The sequence below is a fragment of the Tenacibaculum sp. 190130A14a genome, assembly GCF_964048965.1.
Classification (GTDB): domain Bacteria; phylum Bacteroidota; class Bacteroidia; order Flavobacteriales; family Flavobacteriaceae; genus Polaribacter; species Polaribacter polynesiense.
The window spans coordinates 3,253,621-3,278,587 of sequence record NZ_OZ040189.1 but is presented as its reverse complement, the minus strand read 5'-3'; the positions used below and the strand labels follow the sequence as shown (position 1 = coordinate 3,278,587).

At 30.9% G+C, this 24,967-nt stretch carries 29 protein-coding genes; 15 read left to right on the top strand and 14 right to left on the bottom strand.

Features of this window, described 5'->3' with window-relative positions:
- Positions 1 to 16: 16 nt before the first annotated feature.
- Positions 17 to 1,651, top strand: a complete 1,635-nt coding sequence (locus ABNT22_RS15245; RefSeq protein ID WP_348717812.1) for a RagB/SusD family nutrient uptake outer membrane protein — start codon at positions 17 to 19, stop codon at positions 1,649 to 1,651.
- A 95-nt stretch (positions 1,652 to 1,746) separates the two neighbouring features.
- On the opposite strand, the gene pyrF is transcribed toward ABNT22_RS15245, so the two are convergent.
- On the bottom strand, positions 1,747 to 2,556 hold the full coding sequence (gene pyrF / locus ABNT22_RS15240) for an orotidine-5'-phosphate decarboxylase (RefSeq protein WP_348717813.1): 810 nt from the start codon (positions 2,554 to 2,556) through the stop codon (positions 1,747 to 1,749).
- 63 nt (positions 2,557 to 2,619) lie between these two features.
- On the opposite strand from pyrF, the gene ABNT22_RS15235 reads away from it, so the two are divergent.
- The 9 genes from ABNT22_RS15235 to ABNT22_RS15195 are packed head-to-tail and all read left to right on the top strand — an operon-like array spanning position 2,620 to position 7,783.
- Positions 2,620 to 3,696 (top strand): ABC transporter permease, encoded by a 1,077-nt coding sequence (locus ABNT22_RS15235; protein WP_348717814.1) that lies wholly within the window; start codon positions 2,620 to 2,622, stop codon positions 3,694 to 3,696.
- A gap of 2 nt (positions 3,697 to 3,698) precedes the next feature.
- Positions 3,699 to 4,181 carry a TlpA family protein disulfide reductase gene (locus ABNT22_RS15230; protein ID WP_348717815.1) on the top strand — a complete coding sequence of 161 codons (483 nt, stop codon included), beginning with the start codon at positions 3,699 to 3,701 and terminating at the stop codon, positions 4,179 to 4,181.
- A gap of 2 nt (positions 4,182 to 4,183) precedes the next feature.
- The gene (locus tag ABNT22_RS15225) at positions 4,184 to 4,675 is read left to right on the top strand and encodes a TlpA disulfide reductase family protein (RefSeq protein WP_348717816.1); all 492 of its coding nucleotides are present in this window, start codon (positions 4,184 to 4,186) and stop codon (positions 4,673 to 4,675) included.
- A gap of 42 nt (positions 4,676 to 4,717) precedes the next feature.
- Complete coding sequence (locus tag ABNT22_RS15220) at positions 4,718 to 5,212, top strand: TlpA family protein disulfide reductase (RefSeq protein WP_348717817.1); 495 nt, start codon at positions 4,718 to 4,720, stop codon at positions 5,210 to 5,212.
- Between the two features lie 16 nt (positions 5,213 to 5,228).
- A complete protein-coding gene (gene tpiA, locus ABNT22_RS15215) occupies positions 5,229 to 5,990 on the top strand; it encodes a triose-phosphate isomerase (protein ID WP_348717818.1) in 762 nt (253 codons plus the stop codon).
- Positions 5,991 to 6,401, top strand: coding sequence for a hypothetical protein (locus ABNT22_RS15210; protein ID WP_348717819.1), 411 nt, complete (start codon positions 5,991 to 5,993; stop codon positions 6,399 to 6,401).
- On the top strand, positions 6,394 to 7,227 hold the full coding sequence (gene prmA / locus ABNT22_RS15205; RefSeq protein WP_348717820.1) for a 50S ribosomal protein L11 methyltransferase: 834 nt from the start codon (positions 6,394 to 6,396) through the stop codon (positions 7,225 to 7,227). Before ABNT22_RS15210 ends, prmA begins: the two co-directional genes overlap by 8 nt.
- Positions 7,228 to 7,233: 6 nt before the next feature.
- Positions 7,234 to 7,509 (top strand): ATP-dependent Clp protease adaptor ClpS, encoded by a 276-nt coding sequence (locus ABNT22_RS15200; protein ID WP_348717821.1) that lies wholly within the window; start codon positions 7,234 to 7,236, stop codon positions 7,507 to 7,509.
- 1 nt (position 7,510) lies between these two features.
- Positions 7,511 to 7,783 (top strand): hypothetical protein, encoded by a 273-nt coding sequence (locus ABNT22_RS15195; RefSeq protein WP_348717822.1) that lies wholly within the window; start codon positions 7,511 to 7,513, stop codon positions 7,781 to 7,783.
- A 477-nt stretch (positions 7,784 to 8,260) separates the two neighbouring features.
- On the opposite strand, the gene ABNT22_RS15190 is transcribed toward ABNT22_RS15195, so the two are convergent.
- The 3 genes from ABNT22_RS15190 to ABNT22_RS15180 form a co-directional block, all read right to left on the bottom strand.
- Positions 8,261 to 9,286 (bottom strand): SRPBCC family protein, encoded by a 1,026-nt coding sequence (locus tag ABNT22_RS15190; protein WP_348717823.1) that lies wholly within the window; start codon positions 9,284 to 9,286, stop codon positions 8,261 to 8,263.
- 123 nt (positions 9,287 to 9,409) lie between these two features.
- Complete coding sequence (locus tag ABNT22_RS15185) at positions 9,410 to 10,414, bottom strand: BT_3928 family protein (protein ID WP_348717824.1); 1,005 nt, start codon at positions 10,412 to 10,414, stop codon at positions 9,410 to 9,412.
- Positions 10,415 to 10,432: 18 nt separating this feature from the next.
- Positions 10,433 to 10,981 (bottom strand): DUF1599 domain-containing protein, encoded by a 549-nt coding sequence (locus ABNT22_RS15180; RefSeq protein ID WP_348717825.1) that lies wholly within the window; start codon positions 10,979 to 10,981, stop codon positions 10,433 to 10,435.
- A 98-nt stretch (positions 10,982 to 11,079) separates the two neighbouring features.
- On the opposite strand from ABNT22_RS15180, the gene folP reads away from it, so the two are divergent.
- Both folP and cdaA read left to right on the top strand, forming a co-directional pair.
- Positions 11,080 to 11,898, top strand: coding sequence for a dihydropteroate synthase (gene folP / locus ABNT22_RS15175; protein WP_348717826.1), 819 nt, complete (start codon positions 11,080 to 11,082; stop codon positions 11,896 to 11,898).
- A 33-nt stretch (positions 11,899 to 11,931) separates the two neighbouring features.
- The gene (cdaA, locus tag ABNT22_RS15170; protein WP_348717827.1) at positions 11,932 to 12,714 is read left to right on the top strand and encodes a diadenylate cyclase CdaA; all 783 of its coding nucleotides are present in this window, start codon (positions 11,932 to 11,934) and stop codon (positions 12,712 to 12,714) included.
- A gap of 50 nt (positions 12,715 to 12,764) precedes the next feature.
- On the opposite strand, the gene ABNT22_RS15165 is transcribed toward cdaA, so the two are convergent.
- The 3 genes from ABNT22_RS15165 to truA form a co-directional block, all read right to left on the bottom strand.
- Positions 12,765 to 13,220 carry a hypothetical protein gene (locus ABNT22_RS15165; protein ID WP_348717828.1) on the bottom strand — a complete coding sequence of 152 codons (456 nt, stop codon included), beginning with the start codon at positions 13,218 to 13,220 and terminating at the stop codon, positions 12,765 to 12,767.
- A gap of 68 nt (positions 13,221 to 13,288) precedes the next feature.
- Positions 13,289 to 15,058 carry an ABC transporter ATP-binding protein gene (locus tag ABNT22_RS15160; protein WP_348717829.1) on the bottom strand — a complete coding sequence of 590 codons (1,770 nt, stop codon included), beginning with the start codon at positions 15,056 to 15,058 and terminating at the stop codon, positions 13,289 to 13,291.
- Positions 15,058 to 15,792, bottom strand: a complete 735-nt coding sequence (gene truA, locus ABNT22_RS15155; RefSeq protein WP_348717830.1) for a tRNA pseudouridine(38-40) synthase TruA — start codon at positions 15,790 to 15,792, stop codon at positions 15,058 to 15,060. The genes ABNT22_RS15160 and truA overlap by 1 nt, the downstream gene beginning before the upstream one ends.
- 258 nt (positions 15,793 to 16,050) lie before the next feature.
- On the opposite strand from truA, the gene ABNT22_RS15150 reads away from it, so the two are divergent.
- Positions 16,051 to 16,548, top strand: a complete 498-nt coding sequence (locus tag ABNT22_RS15150; RefSeq protein ID WP_348717831.1) for a metallophosphoesterase family protein — start codon at positions 16,051 to 16,053, stop codon at positions 16,546 to 16,548.
- On the opposite strand, the gene ABNT22_RS15145 is transcribed toward ABNT22_RS15150, so the two are convergent.
- The 4 genes from ABNT22_RS15145 to ABNT22_RS15130 form a co-directional block, all read right to left on the bottom strand.
- The gene (locus ABNT22_RS15145) at positions 16,531 to 18,396 is read right to left on the bottom strand and encodes an ATP-binding protein (protein ID WP_348717832.1); all 1,866 of its coding nucleotides are present in this window, start codon (positions 18,394 to 18,396) and stop codon (positions 16,531 to 16,533) included. The genes ABNT22_RS15150 and ABNT22_RS15145 overlap by 18 nt on opposite strands.
- A 93-nt stretch (positions 18,397 to 18,489) precedes the next feature.
- Complete coding sequence (locus tag ABNT22_RS15140; RefSeq protein WP_348717833.1) at positions 18,490 to 19,176, bottom strand: hypothetical protein; 687 nt, start codon at positions 19,174 to 19,176, stop codon at positions 18,490 to 18,492.
- A gap of 328 nt (positions 19,177 to 19,504) precedes the next feature.
- Positions 19,505 to 20,155 carry a response regulator transcription factor gene (locus ABNT22_RS15135; RefSeq protein WP_348717834.1) on the bottom strand — a complete coding sequence of 217 codons (651 nt, stop codon included), beginning with the start codon at positions 20,153 to 20,155 and terminating at the stop codon, positions 19,505 to 19,507.
- Between the two features lie 229 nt (positions 20,156 to 20,384).
- A complete protein-coding gene (locus ABNT22_RS15130; RefSeq protein WP_348717835.1) occupies positions 20,385 to 20,819 on the bottom strand; it encodes a DUF4293 domain-containing protein in 435 nt (144 codons plus the stop codon).
- A 198-nt stretch (positions 20,820 to 21,017) separates the two neighbouring features.
- On the opposite strand from ABNT22_RS15130, the gene rho reads away from it, so the two are divergent.
- Entirely contained in the window at positions 21,018 to 22,640 is a 1,623-nt protein-coding gene (gene rho, locus ABNT22_RS15125; protein WP_348717836.1) for a transcription termination factor Rho, read from the top strand.
- Between the two features lie 49 nt (positions 22,641 to 22,689).
- On the opposite strand, the gene ABNT22_RS15120 is transcribed toward rho, so the two are convergent.
- The 3 genes from ABNT22_RS15120 to ABNT22_RS15110 form a co-directional block, all read right to left on the bottom strand.
- Complete coding sequence (locus ABNT22_RS15120; protein ID WP_348717837.1) at positions 22,690 to 23,238, bottom strand: 5-formyltetrahydrofolate cyclo-ligase; 549 nt, start codon at positions 23,236 to 23,238, stop codon at positions 22,690 to 22,692.
- Positions 23,238 to 23,606 (bottom strand): MmcQ/YjbR family DNA-binding protein, encoded by a 369-nt coding sequence (locus ABNT22_RS15115; RefSeq protein ID WP_348717838.1) that lies wholly within the window; start codon positions 23,604 to 23,606, stop codon positions 23,238 to 23,240. Before ABNT22_RS15115 ends, ABNT22_RS15120 begins: the two co-directional genes overlap by 1 nt.
- A 251-nt stretch (positions 23,607 to 23,857) precedes the next feature.
- Positions 23,858 to 24,469 (bottom strand): DUF4230 domain-containing protein, encoded by a 612-nt coding sequence (locus tag ABNT22_RS15110; protein ID WP_348717839.1) that lies wholly within the window; start codon positions 24,467 to 24,469, stop codon positions 23,858 to 23,860.
- Positions 24,470 to 24,553: 84 nt separating this feature from the next.
- Here ABNT22_RS15110 and ABNT22_RS15105 point away from each other — a divergent pair, with 84 nt between their 5' ends.
- Positions 24,554 to 24,961 (top strand): Rrf2 family transcriptional regulator, encoded by a 408-nt coding sequence (locus ABNT22_RS15105; protein ID WP_348717840.1) that lies wholly within the window; start codon positions 24,554 to 24,556, stop codon positions 24,959 to 24,961.
- Positions 24,962 to 24,967 lie beyond the last annotated feature (6 nt).

The following is a 24,967-nucleotide window of genomic DNA, read 5'->3' as shown; positions in this document are numbered from 1 at the left end:
ATAAAACAAACAAATTATGTTAGATAAAATAAAAATATTACTAATTGTAGTTTTTATTGCTTCCTTTGCCTCTTGTAAAGAAGACTTTTTAGAAACTACACCGACGGATGCGGTTACTCCAGCCATTGCGTTATCTTCAGTAGAGGATATGCAAAAAGTATTAAATGGAGTACACAGAACTTTATATTCACAATCACAAACGGTTTTCCCTGGAGGTAATACAGCAAGAGCTGGAAATCACTACTGGGTGCCATTAGGAGATAATTTAGCGGGATATTTAATCCACTCTGCAAGTGCGAATAACTTAGGATGGAGAGATGAGATGCAATGGAACTCTCATACGTTACCAACTTCATTAACAAATGAAATTCTTTGGTATCACCGTTATAACACAATTTTACATGCAAACTATATCATTGAAAAAGTTAATGAAGGTAGTTTAGCTGCAACTCCTGATTTACGTGCTGTTGAAGGACAAGCTTATACATATAGAGCTTATGCTTTATTATCATTAGTCCAGCATTATGCTAAAGGTTATTTAATTGGAAACCCATCAACAGATCCAGGTGTACCAATTATTTTAAAGCCACAAACTACTGGGCCTAGAGCTACTGTAGAAGAGGTGTATACTCAAATTGGTGCTGATCTTGATGCTGCAATTACTGCTTTTGCATCTGCAACTCCAAGACCAACTGGTGCAGCTAAGCACAAGTCTCAATTAAATGTTAATGTAGCACATGGTTTAAAAGCAAGATGGGCATTATCTAAAGGAGATTGGGCTACTGCGGCTTCTGAAGCTGTTTTAGCAAGACAAGGTTTCCCATTAATGGATGAAGCTGCTTGGAAATCTGGATTTAACACAAATGATTTATCAGAAGTTATTTGGGGTAGTAATGTAATTGCTGCAGAAACTACTTTCTTCCGTTCTTATTTCTACTTAGCTAGTAACACTTTTAACGGAAGTCAAATTAGAAACAATCCAAAGATTGCAGATAAAAGATTAGTAGACGCAATTCCTGCTACTGATTATAGAAAGGATGTATTCATTATTGATGCACCAAATACAAATACTTCAGCAGCTAATGGTCAAGGAGGTTTTGGTAATGATCCTAATTATACTAGTTTAGCGGCTTTCAATGCAAGACGTGCTGAAATCAATGCTACATATGGTATTACTACAAGATTTAACCAACACCCATATATGCACTTCAAATTAAAGAACAAGAATCCGGGGTCTATTGATCCAGATGATGTTATTTACATGCGTACTTCTGAAATGTACTTAATCGAAGCTGAAGCAAAGGCTATGATGAATGATGTACCTGGTGCTCAAGCTGCATTAAGACCTCTTGGAGAAGAGAGAGATAGTGCTTTTGATGTAACAGTATTTAATTCTCAAGCTAGCTTAATGGATCAAATTAAGTTCCAAAGACGTTTAGAGTTATGGGGAGAAGGATTTGGATATACAGATAAGATCAGATGGGATGAAGGAATTGACCATGCAGCTAATGGTGGTTCTGGTGCTTCTGCTGTACTTTATCAAAGTGCTTTCCAAGTTGATAAGCCATCAACAAACAATGACTGGATTTTCAAGATTCCACAAGCTGAAATCGATGCCAATCCAAATATTACACCAAGTGATCAAAACTAGGTAAAATAAAAAATAGCAATTGCATCATTATTATTTAATGATGTAATTGTTTTTCATAAAAAAATCGAGTAAGTTAACTTACTCGATTTTTTCTTTTATAAAATTGCTTGCATTTGTTTTTGTAATTCTTCCGCTTTATGAGCAGCTGCTTTGGCGAAATCTTCTTTTGTTGAGGCATAAATAATTCCTCGAGAAGAATTGATAAGAAGTCCAATAGTATCATTCATACCATATTTACATACTTCAGTTAAGCTGCCTCCCTGAGCGCCAACACCAGGAACTAATAAAAAGTTATTAGGAATGATTTGTCTAATCTCAGCAAGATATTCTGCTTTAGTTGCTCCCACAACATACATTAAGTTTTCAGAGTTGTTCCAAGTTTTTGAAGTTTTTAAAACTTCTTTATATAGTTCTTGGTTATTTACAGTTAATGTTTGGAAGTCAAATGCACCTTGGTTTGATGTTAAGGCTAACATAATAGTATGTTTATCTTCGAAAGCTAAAAAAGGTTCAACAGAATCTTTTCCCATATAAGGAGCAACAGTAACACTATCAAAAGATAAGTCTTCAAAAAAAGCTTTTGCATACATGGTGGAAGTATTACCAATATCTCCACGTTTTGCATCAGCAATAGTAAATATTTCAGGATGCTTTTCGTTTAGATAATTAATTGTCTTTTCTAAAGACTTCCACCCTTTAATCCCATATGCTTCATAAAAAGCTGTGTTTGGTTTGTAGGCTACACATAAGTGATGAGTAGCATCAATAATGGCCTTATTAAAAGAAAAAATAGGATCTTCCTCTTGCAATAGGTGTTGTGGGATTTTGTTTAAGTCCACATCTAATCCGATGCATAAAAACGATTTCTTTTTTCTTATTTCGTTAACTAGTTGTTGTGTTGTCATTTGTTGTTGTAAAAGTTATGCAAAAGTACACTTTTTTGTCACTTTCTTTTATCTTTGTTGTATATGTTTCAGTATATATTAAGCAAAGTCTTTTATGGATTTTTAACTCTTTTTGGAGTGGTAACAGTAATTTTTTTACTGTTTAATATTTTACCTGGTGATCCTGCACGAATGATGTTAGACCAAAGAGAAGATACAGAACAACTTCAAAATATTAGAAGGAAATATGGTTTTGATAAGCCTGTATTTACACAGTATTTATATTATTTGAATGATGTATCTCCTATTTCTTTACACAGTAAAGATGAGAGCGATTACACTTTTTTGTCTGAAGAAAAGTATAGTGCACAAAGATTATTTACTTTGGGAGATTTAGATTTGGTTATTAAATTTCCGTATTTAAGAGAGTCTTTTCAAAAAAATGGAAAAAGTGTGTCTGAAGTGATTGCTGAAACATTGCCAAATACGGCCGTTTTAGCGGTTGTTGCTATTACCATAGCACTGTTCTTAGGGATTGTTTTAGGAATTTTTTCTGCGTTGTTTAAAGATTCAGTTTTTGACAGAATTATTGCTGTAATTAGTACCTTAGGAATGAGTGTACCCTCATTTTTTTCTGCTATTTTATTTGCTTGGTTTTTTGGATTTGTTTTACATAAGTATACAAGTTTAGAAATGACAGGAAGTTTGTATGAAGTAGATAATTTTGGTGAAGGAGTTCATATGCAATGGAAAAACTTAATATTACCTGCAATAGTTTTAGGAATCCGTCCGTTAGCAGTAGTAATACAATTAATGCGTAATTCATTGTTAGAAACTTTAAGTCAAGATTATATCCGTACAGCAAAGGCTAAAGGTTTAACCTTGTTTAAAGTAATTCAAAAGCATGCTTTAAAGAATTCTTTAAACCCGGTGATAACAGCAATTTCAGGATGGTTTGCGTCCATGCTTGCAGGAGCAGTTTTTGTTGAGTACATATTTAACTGGAATGGACTTGGGAAGGAAATTGTGAATTCTTTAAATACGCTTGATTTACCAGTTATAATGGGGAGTGTTTTGGTTGTAGCAACGTTGTTTATTATTATAAATATTTTAGTTGATGTAATTTACAGTTGGTTAGATCCTAGAATTAGACTTCAATAAAAATGAAAAGAATAGTAATTTTATTAATGGTTTGTTTATTTACAAGCTGTACAGTTTTTCAACCTAAGAATTTTAGCGAAAATGCGTTGAATGAAAACTTACAAACGGTTGACAGAGAAGATATTTTGTTAAAAGATATACTTGCAGATAATACGGGGAGAAAGAAATTTATTCAAGTGTATGCAAGCTATTGTCCAATTAGTCAAGATAGCTTTGATGATGTAGTAAAATTTCAACAGAAGCATAAAGATGTAGATTATATTTTCTTATCTGTAGATCATAGTTATCATGACTGGAAAAGAGGCCTTGAGTCTTTAAAAGTAAAAGGAGATCATTATTATATTCCTAAAAAAGGAAAGGGGGCACTCGGACAATTTTTAAAGTTAAAAACGATTCCTAGATTTTTGGTGGTTGATAAAGCTGGTAATATTTTGGTTTTTAAAACGTCTAAGCTGACAGAAACTATTCAGCAGAAAATAAAATAATCATGAAAAATGTACTTTTTTTAATTCTGATAATATTGTTTTGTCTAGGATGTACATTTGAAACTCCAACATCATTTTCAGAAAAAGCACTGAGAGATACTTTTTTGAATTTAGAAGGAAAATCTATTCAGTTTAAAGATGTTATAGAGAGTTACAAAGGGAAGACGGTATTAATTAATGTATGGGCATCTTGGTGCGGTGATTGTATAGAAGCAATACCAGAAGAGAAAAAATTGAAGAATGAATTTTCAGAAGTGGTGTTTTTGCATTTATCTTTAGATAGAGATGTTGAAAGTTGGAAAAATGGTATTGAACGACTAGCATTAGAAGGAGAACATTATTTTATGAAATCAGGTTGGAAGGGAGATTTTGGAGATTTTTTAAATTTAAACTGGATACCAAGATACTTGATAGTAAATAAAGAAGGAGCAATTCAGTTATTCAAAGCAACAAAACCTACAGATCAATTAATTAGACAAAACTTAAAAAAATAACGTACATTAGCTATACTAACCAATAATTTTAAACTGTTTATTATGAGTAGAATAACATTACTTTTATTGTTCGTTTTTATGGTTTCGTGTAATACAGAAAAACCAACGGCTTTTCCAGAAGAAGCTCTAAATGAAAAGTTTTTAACAATTGATGAAAGTCCAATAACATTTCAGGAAATTCTAGCAAAGTATAAAGGAAAAAAGGTTATGTTTGAGGTTTGTGCATCGTGGTGTGCAGAATGTATATCGGGCATTCCTCAAGTTAAAAAATTGAAAGAAGAAAACCCAGATGTGGTATTTGTCTTTTTATCTATAGATAAAACAATTCCACAATGGAAAAATGGTATAGATCGTTTCTTTAATATTGAAGGAGATCATTACTATTTGCCTTCTGCTTTAAAAGGAGGGTTTGCTAAAAGTTTAGGAATAGAAGATATTCCTTACTATACAGTATTAAATGAATTAGGTATAGCTTCTATATCAAATGTGTCTGAATCTACAGACCCTAGATTAGCAGAAGCTTTAAAAGAACAATAAAAAGAAATATATTTTAGTGAGAACCAAGATAGTTGCAGGTAACTGGAAGATGAATAAAAACCTAGGTGAAGCGAAGTCATTAATAAAAGGTTTAAAAAAAGAATTAAAAAAGGTAAAATTAGACGAAGATACAAGAGTGATTATAGCTCCAAGTTTCGTAAATTTAAGATCTGCTGTTAATAGAACAAAAAAGTCTGCGATTGAAGTTGCAGCACAAAATGTATCTCATGAAAAGAGTGGTGCGTTTACAGGAGAGGTCTCTGTGGATATGTTAAGTGATATTGAAGTGAACTCTGTAATTGTTGGTCATTCTGAAAGAAGAACTTATTTTAATGAAACAGATACATTATTAGCTAAAAAGGTTGACGCCGTTTTAGGAAAAGGGATGGAAGCTATTTTCTGCTTTGGAGAGCAATTAGAAGATAGAAAAAACAACCAGCATTTTGAAGTGGTTGAAAACCAAATTAAAAATGCATTGTTCCATTTAGAAGGGAATAGTTTTTCAAAGATCGTTTTGGCATATGAACCCGTTTGGGCTATAGGTACAGGAGAAACTGCTACTCCAGATCAAGCACAAGAAATGCATAAGTTTATTAGAAGTTTACTGAAAGACGAATATGGAGATGAGATTGGAGAAGCAACTTCTATTTTATATGGAGGAAGTGTTAAGCCTGCAAATGCAGAAGAGATATTTTCTAAGCCTGATGTAGATGGAGGTTTAATTGGTGGAGCATCTTTAAAAGTGAATGATTTTATAGAAATAGTAAAGGCAATTTAAATGCCTAAGACATGGTTAGAAAAATATAATTCGACGAAACCACCTGTTGTTAAGGTGATCGATAAGCGCTTTGCTGATTTAGAAGAAGGCACTAAAATGTTTATTGCGACTCCGAAAATTATAGATAACTATGTTAATGAGATTCCTAAAGGAACTTCGGTTGATATAAAAGTAATGCGTAAGGATATTGCAATTGAACATTTTGCTGAAAATTCATGTCCAGTAACTACAAGTATTTTTTTAAGAATAGTAGCTGAAGTAGCTTTAGAATCTTTAGTAAAAGGAAAAACTACGAATAATATAACTCCCTTTTGGCGAGTTGTAGACCCCAAAACACCCTTGGCAAAAAAACTTTCTTGTGGTGTAGAATTTATTAAAGAACAAAGAAGAAAAGAAAATATTAATGGATAATATTTACATTGAATACGATTTTACAGTAACTCCAAAAGAACCAGCTACAGAGATCTTAATTGCTGAATTAGGAAGCGTAGGTTTTGAGAGTTTTGTAGAGAATGATAATGGAGTTGTAGCGTATATTCAAAAAATTGAATGGAATGAAACTATTTTAGAAAACCTATTTGTGTTGTCATCTTCAGAGTTTCATATTGAGCATTCTCACAAAGAAATAGCACAAACAAATTGGAACGCAGAATGGGAGAAAAATTTTAATCCTATTCAGGTAGATGATAAAGTAAGTGTAAGGGCTCCGTTTCATGCAAACCCTAATTTAGCTTATGATATAGTTATTGAACCTAAAATGAGTTTTGGAACAGGTCATCATGAAACAACACACATGATGTTACAACATTTGCTCGATTTAGAAGTAAAAGACAAAAAAGTATTGGATATGGGATGCGGAACTGGAATTTTAGCAATTTTTGCTGAAATGAAAGGAGCAAAGCCTATTGACGCAATTGACATTGATGCATGGTGCTATGAAAATTCTGTAGAAAATGCTGAAAGAAATAATTGTAAAAATATTTCTGTTTATGAAGGTGATGCAACCTTATTAAAGGATAAAAAATACGATGTAATTATTGCTAATATTAATAGGAATATTTTGCTTCAGGATATGGAAACGTATACGAATTGTTTGTTAGATAACGGAGAGTTGTTACTAAGTGGGTTTTACAAAGAGGATATTCCTTTGATAGATAAAGAGGTATCGAAATATAATTTATCTTTGCAAAAAACTATTTATAGAAACAACTGGGTAGCTTTACGTTACAAAAAATAAAACAAAATGAGTACAATAGAAAAAATTCAAGAGGAGTTAGATGTTTTGTTTCAGGAAACACAAAAGCATGAAATCGTTTTATATAATGATGATGTAAATACGTTCGATTTTGTTATTGATAGTTTAGTTAGTGTGTGTGATCATACATTAGAGCAGGCAGAACAATGTACCGTATTGGTTCATTATAAAGGTAAATGCACGGTTAAAACGGGCGAATATAATGACTTAGAACCTCGTTGTTCAAAATTACTTCAGTTAGGCTTATCTGCTGAAATAGTATAAGATGGAAAACGTTTTTAAGTATTATGAATTTTCTGATTTTTTAAAAGACACATCAGAAACCTTTTCAGGAGATGAAATTTGTTATTCCGTGTTAAATGAACAACATTTCTTAATTTTTGAAAAAGAAAAAGAGACGTATAATTTATATGTGTCTCGATATACTTCTCAAAAAGATATTGGAATTAAACCCCCAGAAATACTGGAATTATTGATAAGAAACTACGACAAATCGATTCCAGAACATCGTGTAGTTTTACGAAAATATTTGTATTAAAAAATCTCAAAATAAAATTTTGAGATTTTTTTTTGTTATTAAGTGACTTTTAAAAAAAAGATGGGTCTTAATCTATGAAAACGAAACAGAAAAAGTGTTTTGTTAAGTTCATTAAAATAGAAGATAATTTTTTTAATATATAGTTACCCTTAAAACTTCTCTGAGTAGGGCTTTACCCCTTATTTGTCTATTACAGATGTCTGAAAAGAGAGGTTTCCTCTATAAAAAGAAAGAATAGTAGTTTTAAAATAGTAGTAGTTAGTTTTTATACTAAGTTTGGTTAGACAAAAAGACTCTAGATATTTTTTTAGAGTCTTTTTCATTTTAAAAGTGACTTTTTTAAAAACAATGTGTCATAATAGTAGAAACAAGAAATAATTGTAAATACAATATAAAAATAGTAGTAGTTAGTTTTTATACTAAGTTTGGTTAGATAAAAAAGCCTTAAACATATGTTTAAGGCTTTTTTTATATACTTTATTTTAAAGGATAGTATATATCTGTTTGAATTTTATCTGGACTTACTTTACTAGGATCATTGACATAAAGTTCCCATATTGGCCATGTTCTTTCAAGTTCATTGGCAATAATATAGTTATCTATGGCTACATGAGCTTCTTGATCACCAACACCATAATTACCAAATTTAGAAATAGTAACTGCTTTACCTTTAGGTAAATTAATTACTTGCATTCCTTCAGCAGGAGCTAATTTAGTATTTAATAATAAGCCTATATAAAACTCAGTTTCATTGGTAGTTTCATCATATTTAGAAAAAACAGCTCCAGGAGTATAGTCTCCTAGTTTTAAACCTGCTTTAGCTGCATGTATACCTGCTTTAGGCATATCTTGCATAAATAATTTAGTCATGTTTTCATGGTCGATTTTTACTTTATGTGGGTAACCTATAAATACTTTACCACCCACATCGGTAGTGCTTACATTTCCTAAAGAAAACTTTGGAGCCTCGGGAATACTTGCTACAGTAACTCTTTCTAAATTATCTAAACCTTTTTCTTCCATTGGGCCTAACATGTTATCCCAACCGCCAACCATAGCTGCAATGGCTTTAAACATGAATGGAGATTTTTCAGCAGTCATTCCCCAAGTAACTTTTGTTCCGCCTTCAACTTCTTCAAAATTCCAATAAATACCCCCTGGATCATTATCCATAAATGATATTTCTTGTTGAATAGCTTTATTAGGTTCTATGGCAATGGTTTTCATACTTCCTGGTCCGTCTTTACTGGTCCAACTACTGCTAGCGCCAACTCCTACAGTATTTTCTCCGTAAGTAACTACAATTGTTGAGTCTTCATCGTGCCATGGCCCCCATTTTTCCCATGTTTTTAAATCGTTTACTGTGTTAAAAGCATGTGCAATAGGTGCTTTGATAACTTTACTTCTTTTTACATCATATTTTCCGTCATAGGTTCCTACATAAATAAGACCTAAAACAATTAATACAAGTAGCAATAGTAGAATGTACTTCAAGATTTTCATTTGTGTATAAAGTTTTAGTTATGATATAAAGATACTCATTTTTAGAGTATTATGTTTTTAAGTATATTTAAAAAAAGAGGAGTTGCACATTGCAACTCCTCTTTTTATTGGTGTGTTTATATACTATTTTAGCTCAGCATCATTAGCATCATTCCAATTCCATTTACCAACTATATCTCCTTTTTCAACAGTAATAATACCTGGATTTGCTCTAATAGCAGTTTTGATAGCCTTTTCATCACAACTACCAAAAGTGTATGGTAAATTGTATTCTTTTATAAAGGCATTTAGACCATCAAAATTTTCCTCATAAATAACATCTGCCATCATCATATCTGAAGTTAATACATAAATTTCATACCCTAAACTCTTTGCTTTTGCAGCAGCTTTAGATACTTCATGTAAACCTTCTTTATTAACCTTCTCAACGGTTGTCATCAAAATCATCATTGCTTTATCTTTTGATAACATTTCTTCTAGTTTATCTCCATCAACTGTACCAATTTCGAAATCGTGAATTGGAGGAGCTTCATCACTATCATCTTGATATTGCATTCCTTGTTCAATGTTAGTTCCGATAGAGTAGGCTCTAAAATCAATAATTGGTAAATGATTTAATACATAGTACGCAATTACTAAAGAAAAGAAAACAGATGCATAAGTAGCAATAGAAGATAACTTCTCAGATACCAAAGGTTTAATATATTTTATTCCTGCAATTAGAATCCCTATAAAAATCATGAAAATCACATTTTTATAGAAAGTTTCTTTTGGAGTTAATTTAATGGCATCTCCAAAACAACCACAATCCGTTACTTTGTTATAGGTATATGAATACCAAGTAAGAAATAAGAATATCAAGTTAAGTCCAAACAAGCTCCAAACAGTTAACTTTGGTTTGTAGCCTACTAAAAGCATAACTCCTAAAACTAATTCCAATACAATTAATAAAATAGCGAACGGAAGTGCAAGAGGAATTAAAAATTCTAGGTTTAAAACATCGGCACTAAAATATTCTTCAAATTTATATTGAGAACCTATAGGGTCTACTAGTTTTACAAATCCAGAATAAATGAATAATAGTCCTACTAATACTCTTGAAATGTGAGTTAATAATTTTAAAATCATAGTTAGGGGTATTTATTATTATTGAGTTTCAGCTTCTGAAAAATGAATTAATGCAAAAACAGCATAATTAATCATATCCTGATAATTGGCATCAATACCTTCAGAAACTAAGGTTTTTCCTTTATTATCTTCTATTTGTTTAACTCGCAATAATTTTTGCAAAATTAAATCGGTTAAAGAAGAAATTCTCATATCTCTCCAAGCTTCACCATAGTCATGGTTTTTGTTCTCCATAAGTTCTTTGGTGATTTTAATATGAGTATCATACAACTCTGTTGCTTGTTCTGTAGACAAGTCAGGTTGTTCTACAACGCCTAATTCTAGTTGAATTAAAGCCATTACAGAATAATTGATGATACCAATAAATTCAGATTTTTCACCTTCATCAACTTTACGTGTTGCGTTTTCTTGCAATTGACGTATGCGTTGGGCTTTAATAAAAATTTGATCGGTTAAAGAAGGTAGTCTTAAAATTCGCCAAGCGCTACCATAGTCACTCATCTTATTAACAAATAAACTACGGCATCCATTAATTACCGTATCATATTGTTTTGAAGTATTCTGCATGTTTGTTTTCTCAAATAATCACGTAAAAATAGCAAATCAAATAGGTTTTCGATTATTTTTACCAAAGAATTTATAAAATCGTAATTAAAAATTAAAGAATGACGATTAATTGCAGAGGAAAACTGATTGAATTATCCACTCCTAAAGTAATGGGAATATTGAATGTTACTCCAGATTCTTTTTTTGATGGAGGAAAATATTCAAATGAACAAGCTGTTCTGAGTCAAGTTGAGAAAATGTTGAACGATGGTGCTACATTTATTGATATAGGAGGGTATTCTTCTAGACCTGGAGCTAAGCACATTTCAGAAAGTGAAGAGCTAACTAGGGTGATACCTATTATAACATCAATCGTTAGAGAGTTTCCAGAGGTGCTAATTTCTATTGATACATTTAGAAGTACGGTTGCCAATGAGGCAATTAATGCTGGTGGGAGTATAGTAAATGATATTTCTGGAGGAAAAATGGATGAAGATATGTTTGTAACAATAGCTAAACTTCAAGTTCCATACATTATGATGCATATGCAAGGAACTCCACAAAATATGCAAGTAAATCCAATGTATAAAAATATAGTAACCGAAGTGATTTCGTTTTTTGCTGCACAGCTTCAGCAATTGAAAGAATTAAAGGTAAATGATGTTATTATAGATGTTGGTTTTGGTTTTGGAAAAACAATGGAACATAATTTTGAGTTACTCAGTAAGTTGTCATTTTTTAAAGAATTAGAACTTCCAATTTTAACGGGGGTTTCTAGGAAATCTATGCTTTACAAAACATTAGATATTTTACCTAAAGAAGCTTTAAATGCAACAACTGTAGCGAATACAGTAGCTTTATTAAATGGAACAAATATTTTAAGAGTGCATGATGTAAAAGAAGCTGTTGAAGCAGTTAAAATTGTAAATAGATTATAAATCACCTATATTTACTTAAATCAATTAAGATAAATGAATTTAGACTTTATCAATTTCTCAATTCTTGATATTCTAGATATAATACTAGTGGCTGTTTTACTATATTATATTTATAAACTTTTAAAAGGAACCGTAGCTATAAATATTGTTATTGGGATTGCATTAATCTTTTTAATATGGAAAATTACTCAGGCATTACATATGGAAATGTTGAGTGGTATTTTAGGATATTTATTATCTGGGGGAGTGATTGCGTTAATTATAGTTTTTCAACAAGAAATAAGAAAATTCCTATTAATGATAGGAACAACAAATTTTAATTCGAAACGAAGTTTTCTAAATCAGATTAAGTTTTTACAATCTGAAATAAATGCAGAAATAGATACAGATGCAATTTTAAAGGCATGTACAAGTTTAGCAAGAACAAAAACGGGAGCATTAATCGTAATTGAAAGAACAAATAATTTAGATTTTATTGCCAATACTGGTGATAAAATGAGTGCATTGGTTACACCAGTTTTACTGGAAAGTATTTTTTTTAAAAACAGTCCTCTTCATGATGGAGCAACAATTATAAGAGACAATCAAGTGGTGGCAACAAGAGTTATTTTACCTGTTTCAGAAAGTACATTGATACCAGCACGATTTGGACTAAGGCATAGAGCTGCTTTTGGGGTAACAGAAAGAACTGATGCAGTTTGTTTGATTGTTTCTGAAGAAACAGGAGAGGTTTCTTATATAAAGGATGGAGAATTTGTGCTATTTAAAAGTATAGAAGAATTAAGTAAGAAGTTACAGAAAGATTTAACAACATAAAAAAGGCTCCCAATTTAATTGAGAGCCTTTTTAGTTTTATTTAATACAGCTTATTTAGCTGGAGCCATTTTTGATTGAATGGCAGCTAATGTACTGTTAAACTTCTTTGCAGTTTCAGCATCTAAAGAAGCCATAATTTCTTTACCTTTTGCAGCTAATTCAACTCCTTTTTTAGCTAAGTCAGCGTTTTTAACTACATCACCTTTAGCTTCAATATAATCTTTAGCATATTGAGAATAAGATTGTAAATACTCTCCAACTTTAGCATCTTCAAACTGAGGAATAGTAACACCTTCAATTGCAGATTCTACAGCTTCAACAGTTTTATCAACTGCTTCTTTAGCTTCTTCTACAACTTTAGTAGTAGTTTCTTCAGCAGCCTCAGCAGCTTTCTCAACAGTTTCAGTTACATTTTGAGTTGCATCTTTTGCCGCCTCTTTTTCTTTTTTACATGAAGTTGCTACTAACGAACCAGCAACTAATACAGATAGAATTACTTTTTTCATTGTTTAATGATATTTAGTTTAATAGATTGATTCTACACAAATGTATTGTTTTGAAACTTTTTAACAAATTATTTAGAAACATTTTCTAAACTAAATTGTTTGTCGTACAAGTTTTTATAGTATCCATTCTCCTTTTGTAACAGTGTTTTATGAGTTCCTAACTCTACTATTTGCCCTTGATCCATGACAATAATTTTATCTGCTTTTTTTATGGTAGCTAGTCTATGGGCAATAACAATTGAAGTGCGATTTTTGGTAATAGTATCTGTTGCGTACTGAATCATTTGTTCAGAATGTGTATCTACAGAAGAAGTAGCTTCGTCTAAAATTAAAATACGAGGCTTACTTACATAAGCTCTTAAAAATGCAATTAATTGACGTTGACCAGAAGATAGCATTGCACCTCTTTCTTTTACATTGTAAGAGTAATTGTTAGGCAAACTCATAATAAAATCATGAATGCCAATTTGTTTGGCTGCCTTTTGAACTTCTTCTAAAGAGATATTCTCGTCTTTTAGCGTAATATTGTTTAATATGGTGTCAGAAAATAAAAATACATCTTGTAAAACAACAGCTATTTTATTTCTTAAAGATGGTAAGTCATATTCTTGTATCGGAATACCGTCGATACTTATAGTACCTGCATCAATTTCATAAAACCTGTTGATTAAGTTAATTATTGTAGATTTTCCTGCTCCCGTAGCTCCAACAATCGCAACGGTTTCTCCTTTTATTACTTCAAAAGAAATTCCTTTTAAAATTTCTTCACCCTTAATATAGCTAAAGTGTACATTGTTAAACGAAATATTTCCTTCAAGTTGTTCTGTTGAAGTTGTTCCGTCTTTAGCAATAGAGCTCTCCGTATCTAGTACTTCAAAAACTCTTTCACCAGAAACAATTCCCATTTGAAGTTGGTTGAATTTATCTGCGATTTGACGTAATGGTCTAAACAACATTTGAGCCATTTGAATAAAACCAATAATAGAAGCTATAGTGATTGATTTTCCTTCAATAACTTGCAAACCGCCATACCAAACAATCAATCCAATAGCAATAGAAGATAAAATTTCTGCAATAGGAAAGAAGATAGAGTAGTACCAAACTGTTTTAATGTGAGCTTTTTTATGTTTATCATTGATGTCTACAAAATTTTTGTATTCGATAACTTCTCTATGAAAAAGCTGAACGATTTTCATTCCTGTTACTCGTTCTTGTACAAAGCTATTTAAGTTCGCAACTTGGTTTCTTACATCTTGAAAGGTTGCTTTGATAGCAATTTGAAAAAGTTTAGTTGCATAAATTAAAATAGGTAATACCGCCAAAGCAATTAAAGCTAATTTCCAATTCAAATAGAACATAACTCCTATAACAACAATCATTTTTAAGATATCGCTAACTATCATAAAAACACCTTGTGTAAAAAAATTGGCAATGGTTTCAATATCAGATACGACACGTGTTACCAATTTACCTACAGATGAATTGTCAAAATAACCCATTTTAAATTGTGTTATTTTTTCGAAGGTTTTGGTACGTATGTCACGAATTACATGTTGTCCTACCCAATTTGCAAAGTATATGAAAGTAAACTGTAGTAAGACTTGTAAAAGTAATACGGCAAGCATTAAAGTAGCAAAGTAGAGTAAACGAGTTAAATCTTGATTATCAACAAAATCATCAATGGCTTGTATAAGTATATACGGGCTAGCAGTAGCTACTGCTGCCAATAATATGGTTGAAAATACAGCTATTAAAAATCGTGTACGGTATCGTTTTGCAAAACCCATTAGTCTTGCGAAAACTTTAATGTCAAATGCGTTTCCTGTAGATTTACTCACTATATATATGTATATGCTACTTTTGTTAAAAATAAACCTTTTGCCGGAACTGAAACTCCAGCATTGCTTCGGTTTTTACTTTCTATAATCTGTTTAAATTCTTCTAAACTGGTTTTACCTAAGCCAACATTTAATAAGGTTCCCACAATGGCGCGTACCATGTTTCGTAGAAATCGATTTGCTGAAATGTAAAAAGTTAGCTCATTGTTAACCAGTTCCCATTTAGCATGGGTTACGTTACAATTAAATGTATACACATCAGTTTTAACCTTTGAAAAGCATTCGAAATCTTCGTATTCGTATAAAATCTCAGCAGCCTTATTCATTAAGGGTACATCCAAATTTTTGTAATTTAATTGCCAAGTGGTATCTAACAAAAAAGGATTTCGTCCCAAAATTATTTTATACTCATAACTTCTACTTATTGCATCAAATCGAGTATGTGCTTCATTGTCAACTAATGTGGTATTGTAAATAACAATATCATTTGGCAAGATAGCATTTAATTTATAGGTAAAATGTTCATTTATTGGAGTGTCTGTATCAAAATGAGCAAACATTTGAGAAGCATGTACACCTGCATCTGTTCTACCTGCACCAGTAATAGCTATTTCTTTACGAAGAATAGTGCTAATTGCTTTGCTTATTTCTTCCTGAACTGATGTTGCATGCGGCTGTATTTGCCATCCATGATAGTTTTTACCCAAATATGAAAGCTCAATAAAATACCTCAAGATATATGAAAAGTTTAAAAGGCTAAATTATGGAATTTTTAGGTTCTTTTTGTTGAAAGAACAAGCTTTAAATTATACTTGGATTTATTTTTTTACCATATGTTAATTTTTTATCTATAGAAATATTTTACCTTTGGAAGGTATTCAAGACAGTGAATTTTCCCCTTATATAAATCCCCTTTATATAAACCCCTCTATTCTCGTGACCCCTTGTGTTGCGAGTTTTTTTATTTAATTTCGTTTTGAAATTAAATCTTCATGAAAAAAATACTGCTTTTATCAGACACCCATAGTTTTATTGATGATCAAATTTTAAAGTTTGTAAAACAAGCGGACGAGGTTTGGCATGCTGGAGATATTGGTGATTTAAAAGTAACCGATACTATCAAGGAGTACAAGCCTTTGAGAGCGGTATATGGCAATATTGATGATAAAGATGCTAGGGCAGAGTTTCCTTTAGATAATAAATTTGAGGTAGAAGGAGTTCGAGTATGGATAACGCATATAGGAGGATATCCGAATAAATACAATCAAAGGGTTCGGGAAGATTTAAAAATAGAAAAACCACAGTTGTTTATCTGTGGTCATTCGCATATATTAAAAGTTCAGTTTGATAAAAAACTGAATATATTACATTTAAATCCTGGTGCTGCTGGTAATCATGGTTTTCATAAGGTAAGAACTATGTTACGTTTTGAGTTAGAAAATGCAGCAGTTAAAAATATGGAGGTAATTGAATTAGCTCACCGAGGTTAACTTAAATTCTTTTTTTTGTTGCTGAATAGGTACCGTAATAATTGCCTCTGTACCTTTATTAATTTCAGAACTCATAATAAACTTACCGTTCATAACATGTACGCGAGCATCAATTTGATTTAAACCAATTCCGTCTTTAATAGAGGATGATGAGGGGGCAAAACCGACCCCATCATCTCTAATAAGAATGGTTAGTTGATCTTTTTCTTCTTTTAATGCAATTTTAGCATGGTTCGCTTTACTATGTTTAATAATATTATTAATCAGTTCTTGAATAATATTAAAGATTTTTATTTCAAACTCTTGATTATACCTATTAATGTTTTGAGCGGAAACTTCAAAAGCTAATTGGCTGTTAGAGTATTTTTTAGCTACATCTTTTACGGCATATTCTAGTCCGAACTTTAATAAAATAGAAGAAACTAAATTGTGTGATAAGTCTCTTACTTTTTGAGAGGCTTCTAAAATAATAGCACGTGTTTTTTCTACTTCTAACGGAGTATCTCCGTTATATTGTTTTTTGGTGGCACTTAAATGCATGTTTGCAGAAGACAATAAGGCACTTACATTATCATGTAAAGTTTCTGCAATTAATTTACGCTCAGATTCTTTACCATCTATAGTGGCGTTTAATATTTTTATTTGCGCTTCAGATTTTAGTTTCTCTATACTTTGCTGTTGTAATAAATTACTTTCAGATAGCTTTAAACTAAGATTCTTTTGTCGAAGCTTATAGTTGTATATCACTACACCAGAGATTAATAAAACTAAAACACTTAATAGGCTAAAAAGCCATTTTGCTCTTGAGTCTTCAGCTTCCTTAAGTTTTCTTTGTTCTTTTATATAATCTATTTTTTGAGCTTCTAAATTTTCTTTATGATTCGCCTCTATTTTTTTTATTATATCTCTAATATCTTTCTCCTTTAAAACATCTTCTATTTCATATGATAATTCTTGGTAGTCATAGGCCTTGTAATCTTTTAAATTGCGCATGGCCCATGCCAAATTAAAATATAAATCAGCTTTAAGTTTGATAGCCTCTTCAGATTCATTTTTTTTAATTGTTTCAATACCTTTATAATAGGTTTCTTTAGCTTTATTATATTCACCTGTAGAACTATATACACCTCCAAGGTTTGTTAATGATTGTGCTAATCTAATTTTATCATTTCTTTTTTTGTGAATTTCTATAGCTTTTAAAACAGATTCTTTTGCTTCAACATACATGGAGTCTAACTGATACATTGCAGACATATTTATATGTGAAATAGCTTTACTCTTTAGTATTTCATCATTAAGTGAAGGTAATTCTTCAAGCTTAGAAAAATAATAATAAGCGCTATCTTTAAATTTTGTTATGTCTTCTACTGAACTAAACTCAGTATCATAACTTTTAGAAACTCCAACATCCAATAATTTCTGATAATTAGAATCTGTATATTTATGTTTTAAGTTTCTGTAAATACTTAAATAAGTAGCTCCAATTTTTAAATAACTTTTAGATAACAAGTCTAGGTTATCATTCTGAAGTAACTTTTCGTTATTTAAGTTTTTATAATTATTCAAACTCTCAATAGATAGCTTGTAATACTTAATAGATAACTTATAATTAAAGGATTTTTTATAAACATCTGCAATTATTTCAGCAGTCTGATACATTAAGAAAAAGTCTTTGTCGTTTTTTGCATTATTGAAAACAATAAGAGCTTCTTTTAATACTTCAGGATATTTTTTTATTTTATAGAGTTTCTTTAAAACTTTATATATTGAATCATTTGTTTTGTCTTTTTGTGCTGTAGCAGTTTTACCACGGTTTAAAGCAACTGTATTGGCATTATTTGATGCCATTGACAAAACAGTGTTTCCTGTTAAAAGAAATAATGTTAAAAAAAATATGGTATATATCTTAGACATTTATACAACTAAGTATTTTAATATTTATTAATCACCAAAATCTCCTCCATCCGTAATTACAATTCTTGGTTTTCTACCTGTCTCACTGCTTTCTTCGGTTTTAGCAACTACTTCTTTATGATTAACAAAGTTTATTTTTAAAACACCTGAGTTTAAACTTTCAAAATGTCTTGAAAAACTTTGTTGTTTTGCTTCTCCTTTAGATAAATGTATTTCATATGTTTCGATATCTTCATTATAAATGAATTCGGTTTGTACATCCTCATTTACTTTAAAATCTAATTGATATGTGTTATCTTCATTAGAAGTGATACTATAGGAATTTAAAAATTCTGTAACTGTTCCTTTTGCAAAGGTAATATTATCGTCGGTAACTGTAATTCTTCGCTTTCTACCAGAATTGTTTTCAATGAATCCAATTTGCAATTGATCATTCTCAATGGCATATTCGTTAGAATAACTTCTTTTAGTTGGAGTACTTGATTCAGATAATAATATGTCATTGGAGTTGTTCTTACCTTTAAACGTAGCAACTTCTGTATTGTTGTTTACGTCAAAATCAACAGAGTAAGCACCGCTACCGTCTCTTTTTAAAGTATATGATGTCAATAGTTTTTGTCCTGGTTTGTTGTTTTCAATAACCTCCCCTTCATTAGATGAACATGATGCAAAAACTAAACTAAGGGCTAAAAAATAAGGAGCTATTTTTCTCATAATTTAAGTTTTTAGAATTTAAGTTGAATAAAATTATTTAATAATTGGTAATAAGAAATCGAGGGACCTCTATAAAGATTTGGGACTTCTAATAAATTAAAAAAAGCGGTGTACTGTATAATAGAAACGGGGGACGTTCTTGGTTTAGGGGGTAAAGAAAACAAAATGAAGGGTTCTTTCTCTTTCTTCCTAATTCAAGGAATTATATGTACACCACTTTTAGGTTTTATATTTTCAAGTGTAAAAAGTCTAGTAGTTATTAGCGATGTACTTTAGTATAAAAGTTTGCGGGGGATATACAACTCGGGGGACTAAAGCAAATTTTCTCCTATACAATGTTATTTTTAACGGCGTACATCGCTAAACCTACTACATTCTTCACTTGTAATTTCTTATACAAATTTCGTCGATATGTCTCAACAGTTTTTAAACTTATATTCAGACTTTCTGCAATTTCGGAAGAATTTTTTTCTTTTGCGATAAGTTTTAAAACTTCTACCTCTCGGTCAGTTAAGTACTCATCTACTTCAGAAGCTTCTTCTTCTTCCTTAGACTCAGTAACATATAGGTTAAATAAACTAGTTTTAATATCATCACTAAAGTATTGTAATCCTTTATGTACAGCTTTTACAGCGTCGATTATATGTTCGTATGCACAACTTTTGTCTAAAAAACCGTTAGCACCAAGTGCTATCATTTCTTGAACAAGTTTTGGGTCTGTTAAACTAGATAGAATAATTGTTTTTACTTTGACACCCCTTTGTTTAAAGGTTCTAAGTACATCTATTCCATCCATTTCAGGCATGTTTATATCTAGAATCAAAACGTCTGCCTTGTTGTTTGAGAACCATTGTACAACTTCTTTTCCTGTTAAAGAAAAATCACGAACTTGTATGTCGTTTTCAGTATTTAATAATGCAATGACACCTTCTATTAATATCTTATGGTCATCTGCAATGTGAACTTGTATCTTACTCATTGTTTTTACACTTACAAATTTATACTAGGAGTTTAGTTTACACAATACTCAATAACCCTATACGTTGACTCAGGGTTTACCCTGAGCGTATCAGGGATAACCCTGAGTTTTCTTTAACATTTCTTTAACATTTTAACGAAAAAGGCCAGTAAATACGGAGTATTCAAAAATAAAAAACCGAAGTTAAAAACTTCGGTTTTTTCGCACTAAATATACTAAGATGTTAGGTTTATCGTAATCTATCTACAGATTTTACAAGATCTTCATCCTTTTTAATGGCTTTATTTGCTAAAACTACTAGCAAAATAATTAGAACAGGAAAGAACATCCCAATACCTTTCTCAGAAACGGCTGTTTCTCCAGATAATGTTAGTGATAGATATATCAACAATCCTAATAAAAAAAGATTTATCAATACATTAACACGTCCTAATACAAATTGTAATTGACGGTTTTTAAATAGAAAAATGGTTGCTAACGATATAATAGCAGAACCATAAAATAATACTGGAACCAACTTTTCAGTAAGTGTCTCTGCCGAAAACAAATCTATTACATTAATTGGTGTAGCATTTGCATCGCTCCATAACTTAAAAACAAAAGTTAGAACACCAGCTAAAACTGCGGCTATTAATAAATATATAGATTGTATTCGTTGTATCATTTTTTGTAATTGGGTAGCAAATGTAATATTTCTTTTTTTAAGAAAGAAACATTGTATATTAAATTATTTATCTATATTTGTTGCATAAAACCGCACTAACTCTGTTATAATATTCAATTATAATAGCAATCAAAAATAAAATATAATAAAAGATTCTTCACCCTTATTAAAAGGATTTTAATTTAATTAATTGACGAAATGTTTGAAATTTCTGAATTGAAAGCTAAAAAATTAGCTGAATTGCAAGCTATTGCAAAGCAAATAGGTTTAACTAAGTTTAGCCAACTAAAAAAGTTAGATTTAGTTTACAGGATTCTTGATGCGCAAGCTGAATCATCACCAAAAGAGGTGGAAACTAAAAAGGAAGAGAAACCTAAAAGAAAAAGAATAGTTAAAAAGGCTGAAAGTAAAGAAAAACCTAAGCAAGAACCGGCTAAAGATAAAAAGGCAGAAGCTACTGAAAGAAAGGAAGAAAAGGTAGTTAAGAAAGAGGCTCCTAAAAAAGAAGCTCCTAAAAAAGAAGTTCAGCAAGAGGCTAAAAGAAAAGATACTTCAGATCAAAAGCCTCCACAACAGCAGCAAAAGCAACAGCAAAATAAACAACGTAACCAGCACCAAAATAAGCAGCGTCAACATCATAATAAGCAAAACGGTAAAAATTACCAACATAAGAGTGGTAATAAGTATCGTGATCCTGATTTTGAATTTGATGGAATAATCGAAAGTGAAGGTGTATTAGAAATGATGCCAGATGGTTATGGTTTTTTACGTTCATCAGACTATAATTATTTGTCATCTCCAGATGATGTATATGTTTCTCAATCTCAAATTAAATTATTTGGTTTAAAAACAGGAGATACCGTAAGAGGTAATGTACGTCCACCAAAAGAAGGGGAAAAATATTTTCCACTTATTAGAGTTTCAAAAATTAATGGTTTAAACCCGAATATTGTTAGAGATAGGGTGTCATTCGAGCATTTAACTCCGTTATTTGCTGATGAAAAATTTAACTTAGCTCAAAAAGGAAGTTCTTTATCAACTAGAATTATCGATTTGTTTTCTCCAATAGGAAAAGGGCAGCGTGGTATGATTGTAGCACAGCCTAAAACTGGTAAAACAATGTTGTTAAAGGATGTGGCAAATGCAATTGCAGCGAATCATCCAGAAGTTTATCAAATTGTATTGTTAATAGATGAACGTCCGGAGGAAGTTACCGATATGCAGCGTAGTGTTAGAGGAGAAGTAGTAGCTTCTACTTTTGATGAGCCAGCTGATAAGCATGTACGTGTAGCAAACATAGTATTGGAAAAAGCAAAGCGTTTAGTAGAATGTGGGCACGATGTAGTAATCTTGTTAGATTCTATTACACGTTTAGCAAGAGCTTATAACACGGTAGCTCCAGCTTCTGGTAAAATATTATCAGGAGGTATTGATGCAAATGCATTACATAAACCAAAACGTTTCTTTGGAGCGGCTCGTAATATTGAAAATGGAGGTTCTTTAACAATTATTGCTACTGCATTAACAGAAACTGGTTCTAAGATGGATGAAGTAATCTTCGAAGAATTCAAAGGAACTGGTAACATGGAATTACAATTAGAGCGTAATATTGCGAACCGTAGAATTTACCCAGCTATCGATTTAATTAAATCAAGTACTCGTAGAGATGATTTATTATTAGATGATAAGACAGTTCAACGTATGTGGGTGTTACGTAAGTATTTAGCAGATATGAATCCGATTGAAGCAATGGAGTTTATTCAAGATAGAATTAAAACTTCTTTAAATAATGAAGAGTTTTTAATCTCTATGAACGGATAATTTCATCAAATAATATTAAATAAAAAATCTCGCTATTAGCGAGATTTTTTTATTTAGGGTATATCATGATATCTAGTGGAATATCATATGCATTAGTATCTGAAATTTTATCAATAGGTTTAAAAAAATTCAATCCAATTGTTTTTATCGTAGACTTACATTCTGATAAAAAACGATCATAAAAGCCTTTACCGTAGCCAACTCTATAATTGTTATGGTCAGAAATTAATAGCGGTACAAATACTAAATCGATTTCCGTTACTTCAAAAGGAGTGGCATTAACTGGCTCTGGAATTCCATAATTATTCACTTCTAAAAGAGTGTCTTTTTTGAAGATAAAATGAGTTAGTGTATTGTCTTTAAAATTACTTTTACTAATAATAATGTTTTTCCCTTTAGCTTGTAAAAAGTCTATAATAGGATAGGTATTTATTTCTTTTTGCTTTTCAATAGGGAGAAAAATATGAATGTTTTGAATCTTTGAGAAATCTAAACGTTCTATTTGTGCTTCAATGCTTTGTTGAAAACCTGCTATTTGTTCTTGAGTTAACTCTTTTCTCTTTTGTTTATAGATTTTTCGCAGCTCTTTTTTTATCATTAGGAAAGGTTTTCTAATTCAGCTTTTATTTTTTTAGGTAAACTTTTTACAATAAGATCATAAGAATGGTCTATTAATTCAAAAGCAAAAGTATCTGAAACATCTTGGTTAATTGTAACCGTATTCCAATGTTTTTTATTCATATGATACCCTGGATTAATACTTTCATATTCACCTCGTAATTCTAATGCCCAATCTGGATTGCATTTTAAGTTAATTTGAGGTTCGTTTTGTTCCCAGCTATCTAAACCAGATAAAGCAAACATTTTATTCATTACCTTAAAAACTAAAACATTATCGTCAAAGGGAAAATGCTCTGTAACTCCTTTTTTAGTAATACAATAGTTTCTGAATTGTTCAATATGCATTTTTTCTATTTTTAAGAAAAGTATATCCTAGAAATATAAGAGAAAGTACACCAAGTATCAAGAAAAAATATTTTAGAATTGCTGTAAAAAGGAAAAATTCAAAGCCATCGCTTAAATAATCATGGTCAAGTTTCTGTTGAATTTCCTGAATTGTTTCAGAGTTAAGTATTATTGAATACACAAATAGGGAAACAACAGAGATTAAAAATAACTTTAAATATGTTCGATAATTGTCCAACCTTAAGAAATTTTTATTCTAAAAATTTTTGATCTGACGTGGGTAGTTCTAAAGAAGTATAGTCTAATTTCCAACCAATCGTTTCTACTAGGTTTTGCATTAATACGATAGCCTCTAGAGCTTCTTTATTAGCTGTTTGCATAAGGTTACTTTCAGGAATTTTCTGTAAAATATGTTCTTTGGCTTCTTGGTTTACTTGAGTTAAATCTTCTGAACTGAATTTGTTTAATAACCCATTTTGAATATCATAAAAACGGATGTTTGGTTCTACGGAAAAAACTTCAGGTTCTGGAAAGTGTGAAAGTATGATGGTTTTCTTTTTTGTGTTAGACTCCATTTGAATCTTTCTGAAATCAAAGCCTATATGCACTTTTGCGTTGATTAATATGATGGCTTTTTTCTTACTATTAAATAAACCTAAAAATTTTTCTTTGGTATTTTCATGATGATAAATTTCAGCAAATTCTCCTTCAACAGTAATCAGCTTCGATACTTTTTTAATTTTGTCTAAAAGCACAACTGACTGTTTTTCAGTAATACTTTTCTTGTTTGAATATGAAAATTTTTGAAAAACAAAATATGAGATGATTGCGCCTCCCGCTAAGCCTAAAAACAGTAATTCCATAATTACGAAGTTACATATTTATTACTATAAATAATTGTACTATATTAGAGGAAATGGTTTAGATATAAAAGTTATTTTTGCATTATGCTATCAAAGAAAACAAAATATGGTTTAAAGGCATTAACGTTTATTGCGAAACAACCAAAAGGAGACAAGGTTCAAATCGCTACGATCTCTGAAAGTGAAAATATTTCGCATAAATTTTTAGAGAGTATTTTACTTACTTTACGAAAAGCTGGGTTTTTAGGAGCAAGGAAAGGTAAAGGTGGAGGATATTATTTATTAAAAGAGGCGGAAGATATAAAAATGACAGATGTTATTAGAACTTTAGAAGGTCCTATTGCCATGGTGCCTTGTGTAAGTTTGAATTTTTATGAAAAATGTGAAGACTGCCCAGATGAAGATGCTTGTTCCGTTCATAAATTAATGATTCAGGTTAGAGATAACACCTTACAAGTACTAAGAAATAATACGTTAGCTGATTTAGTCTAGAAAATA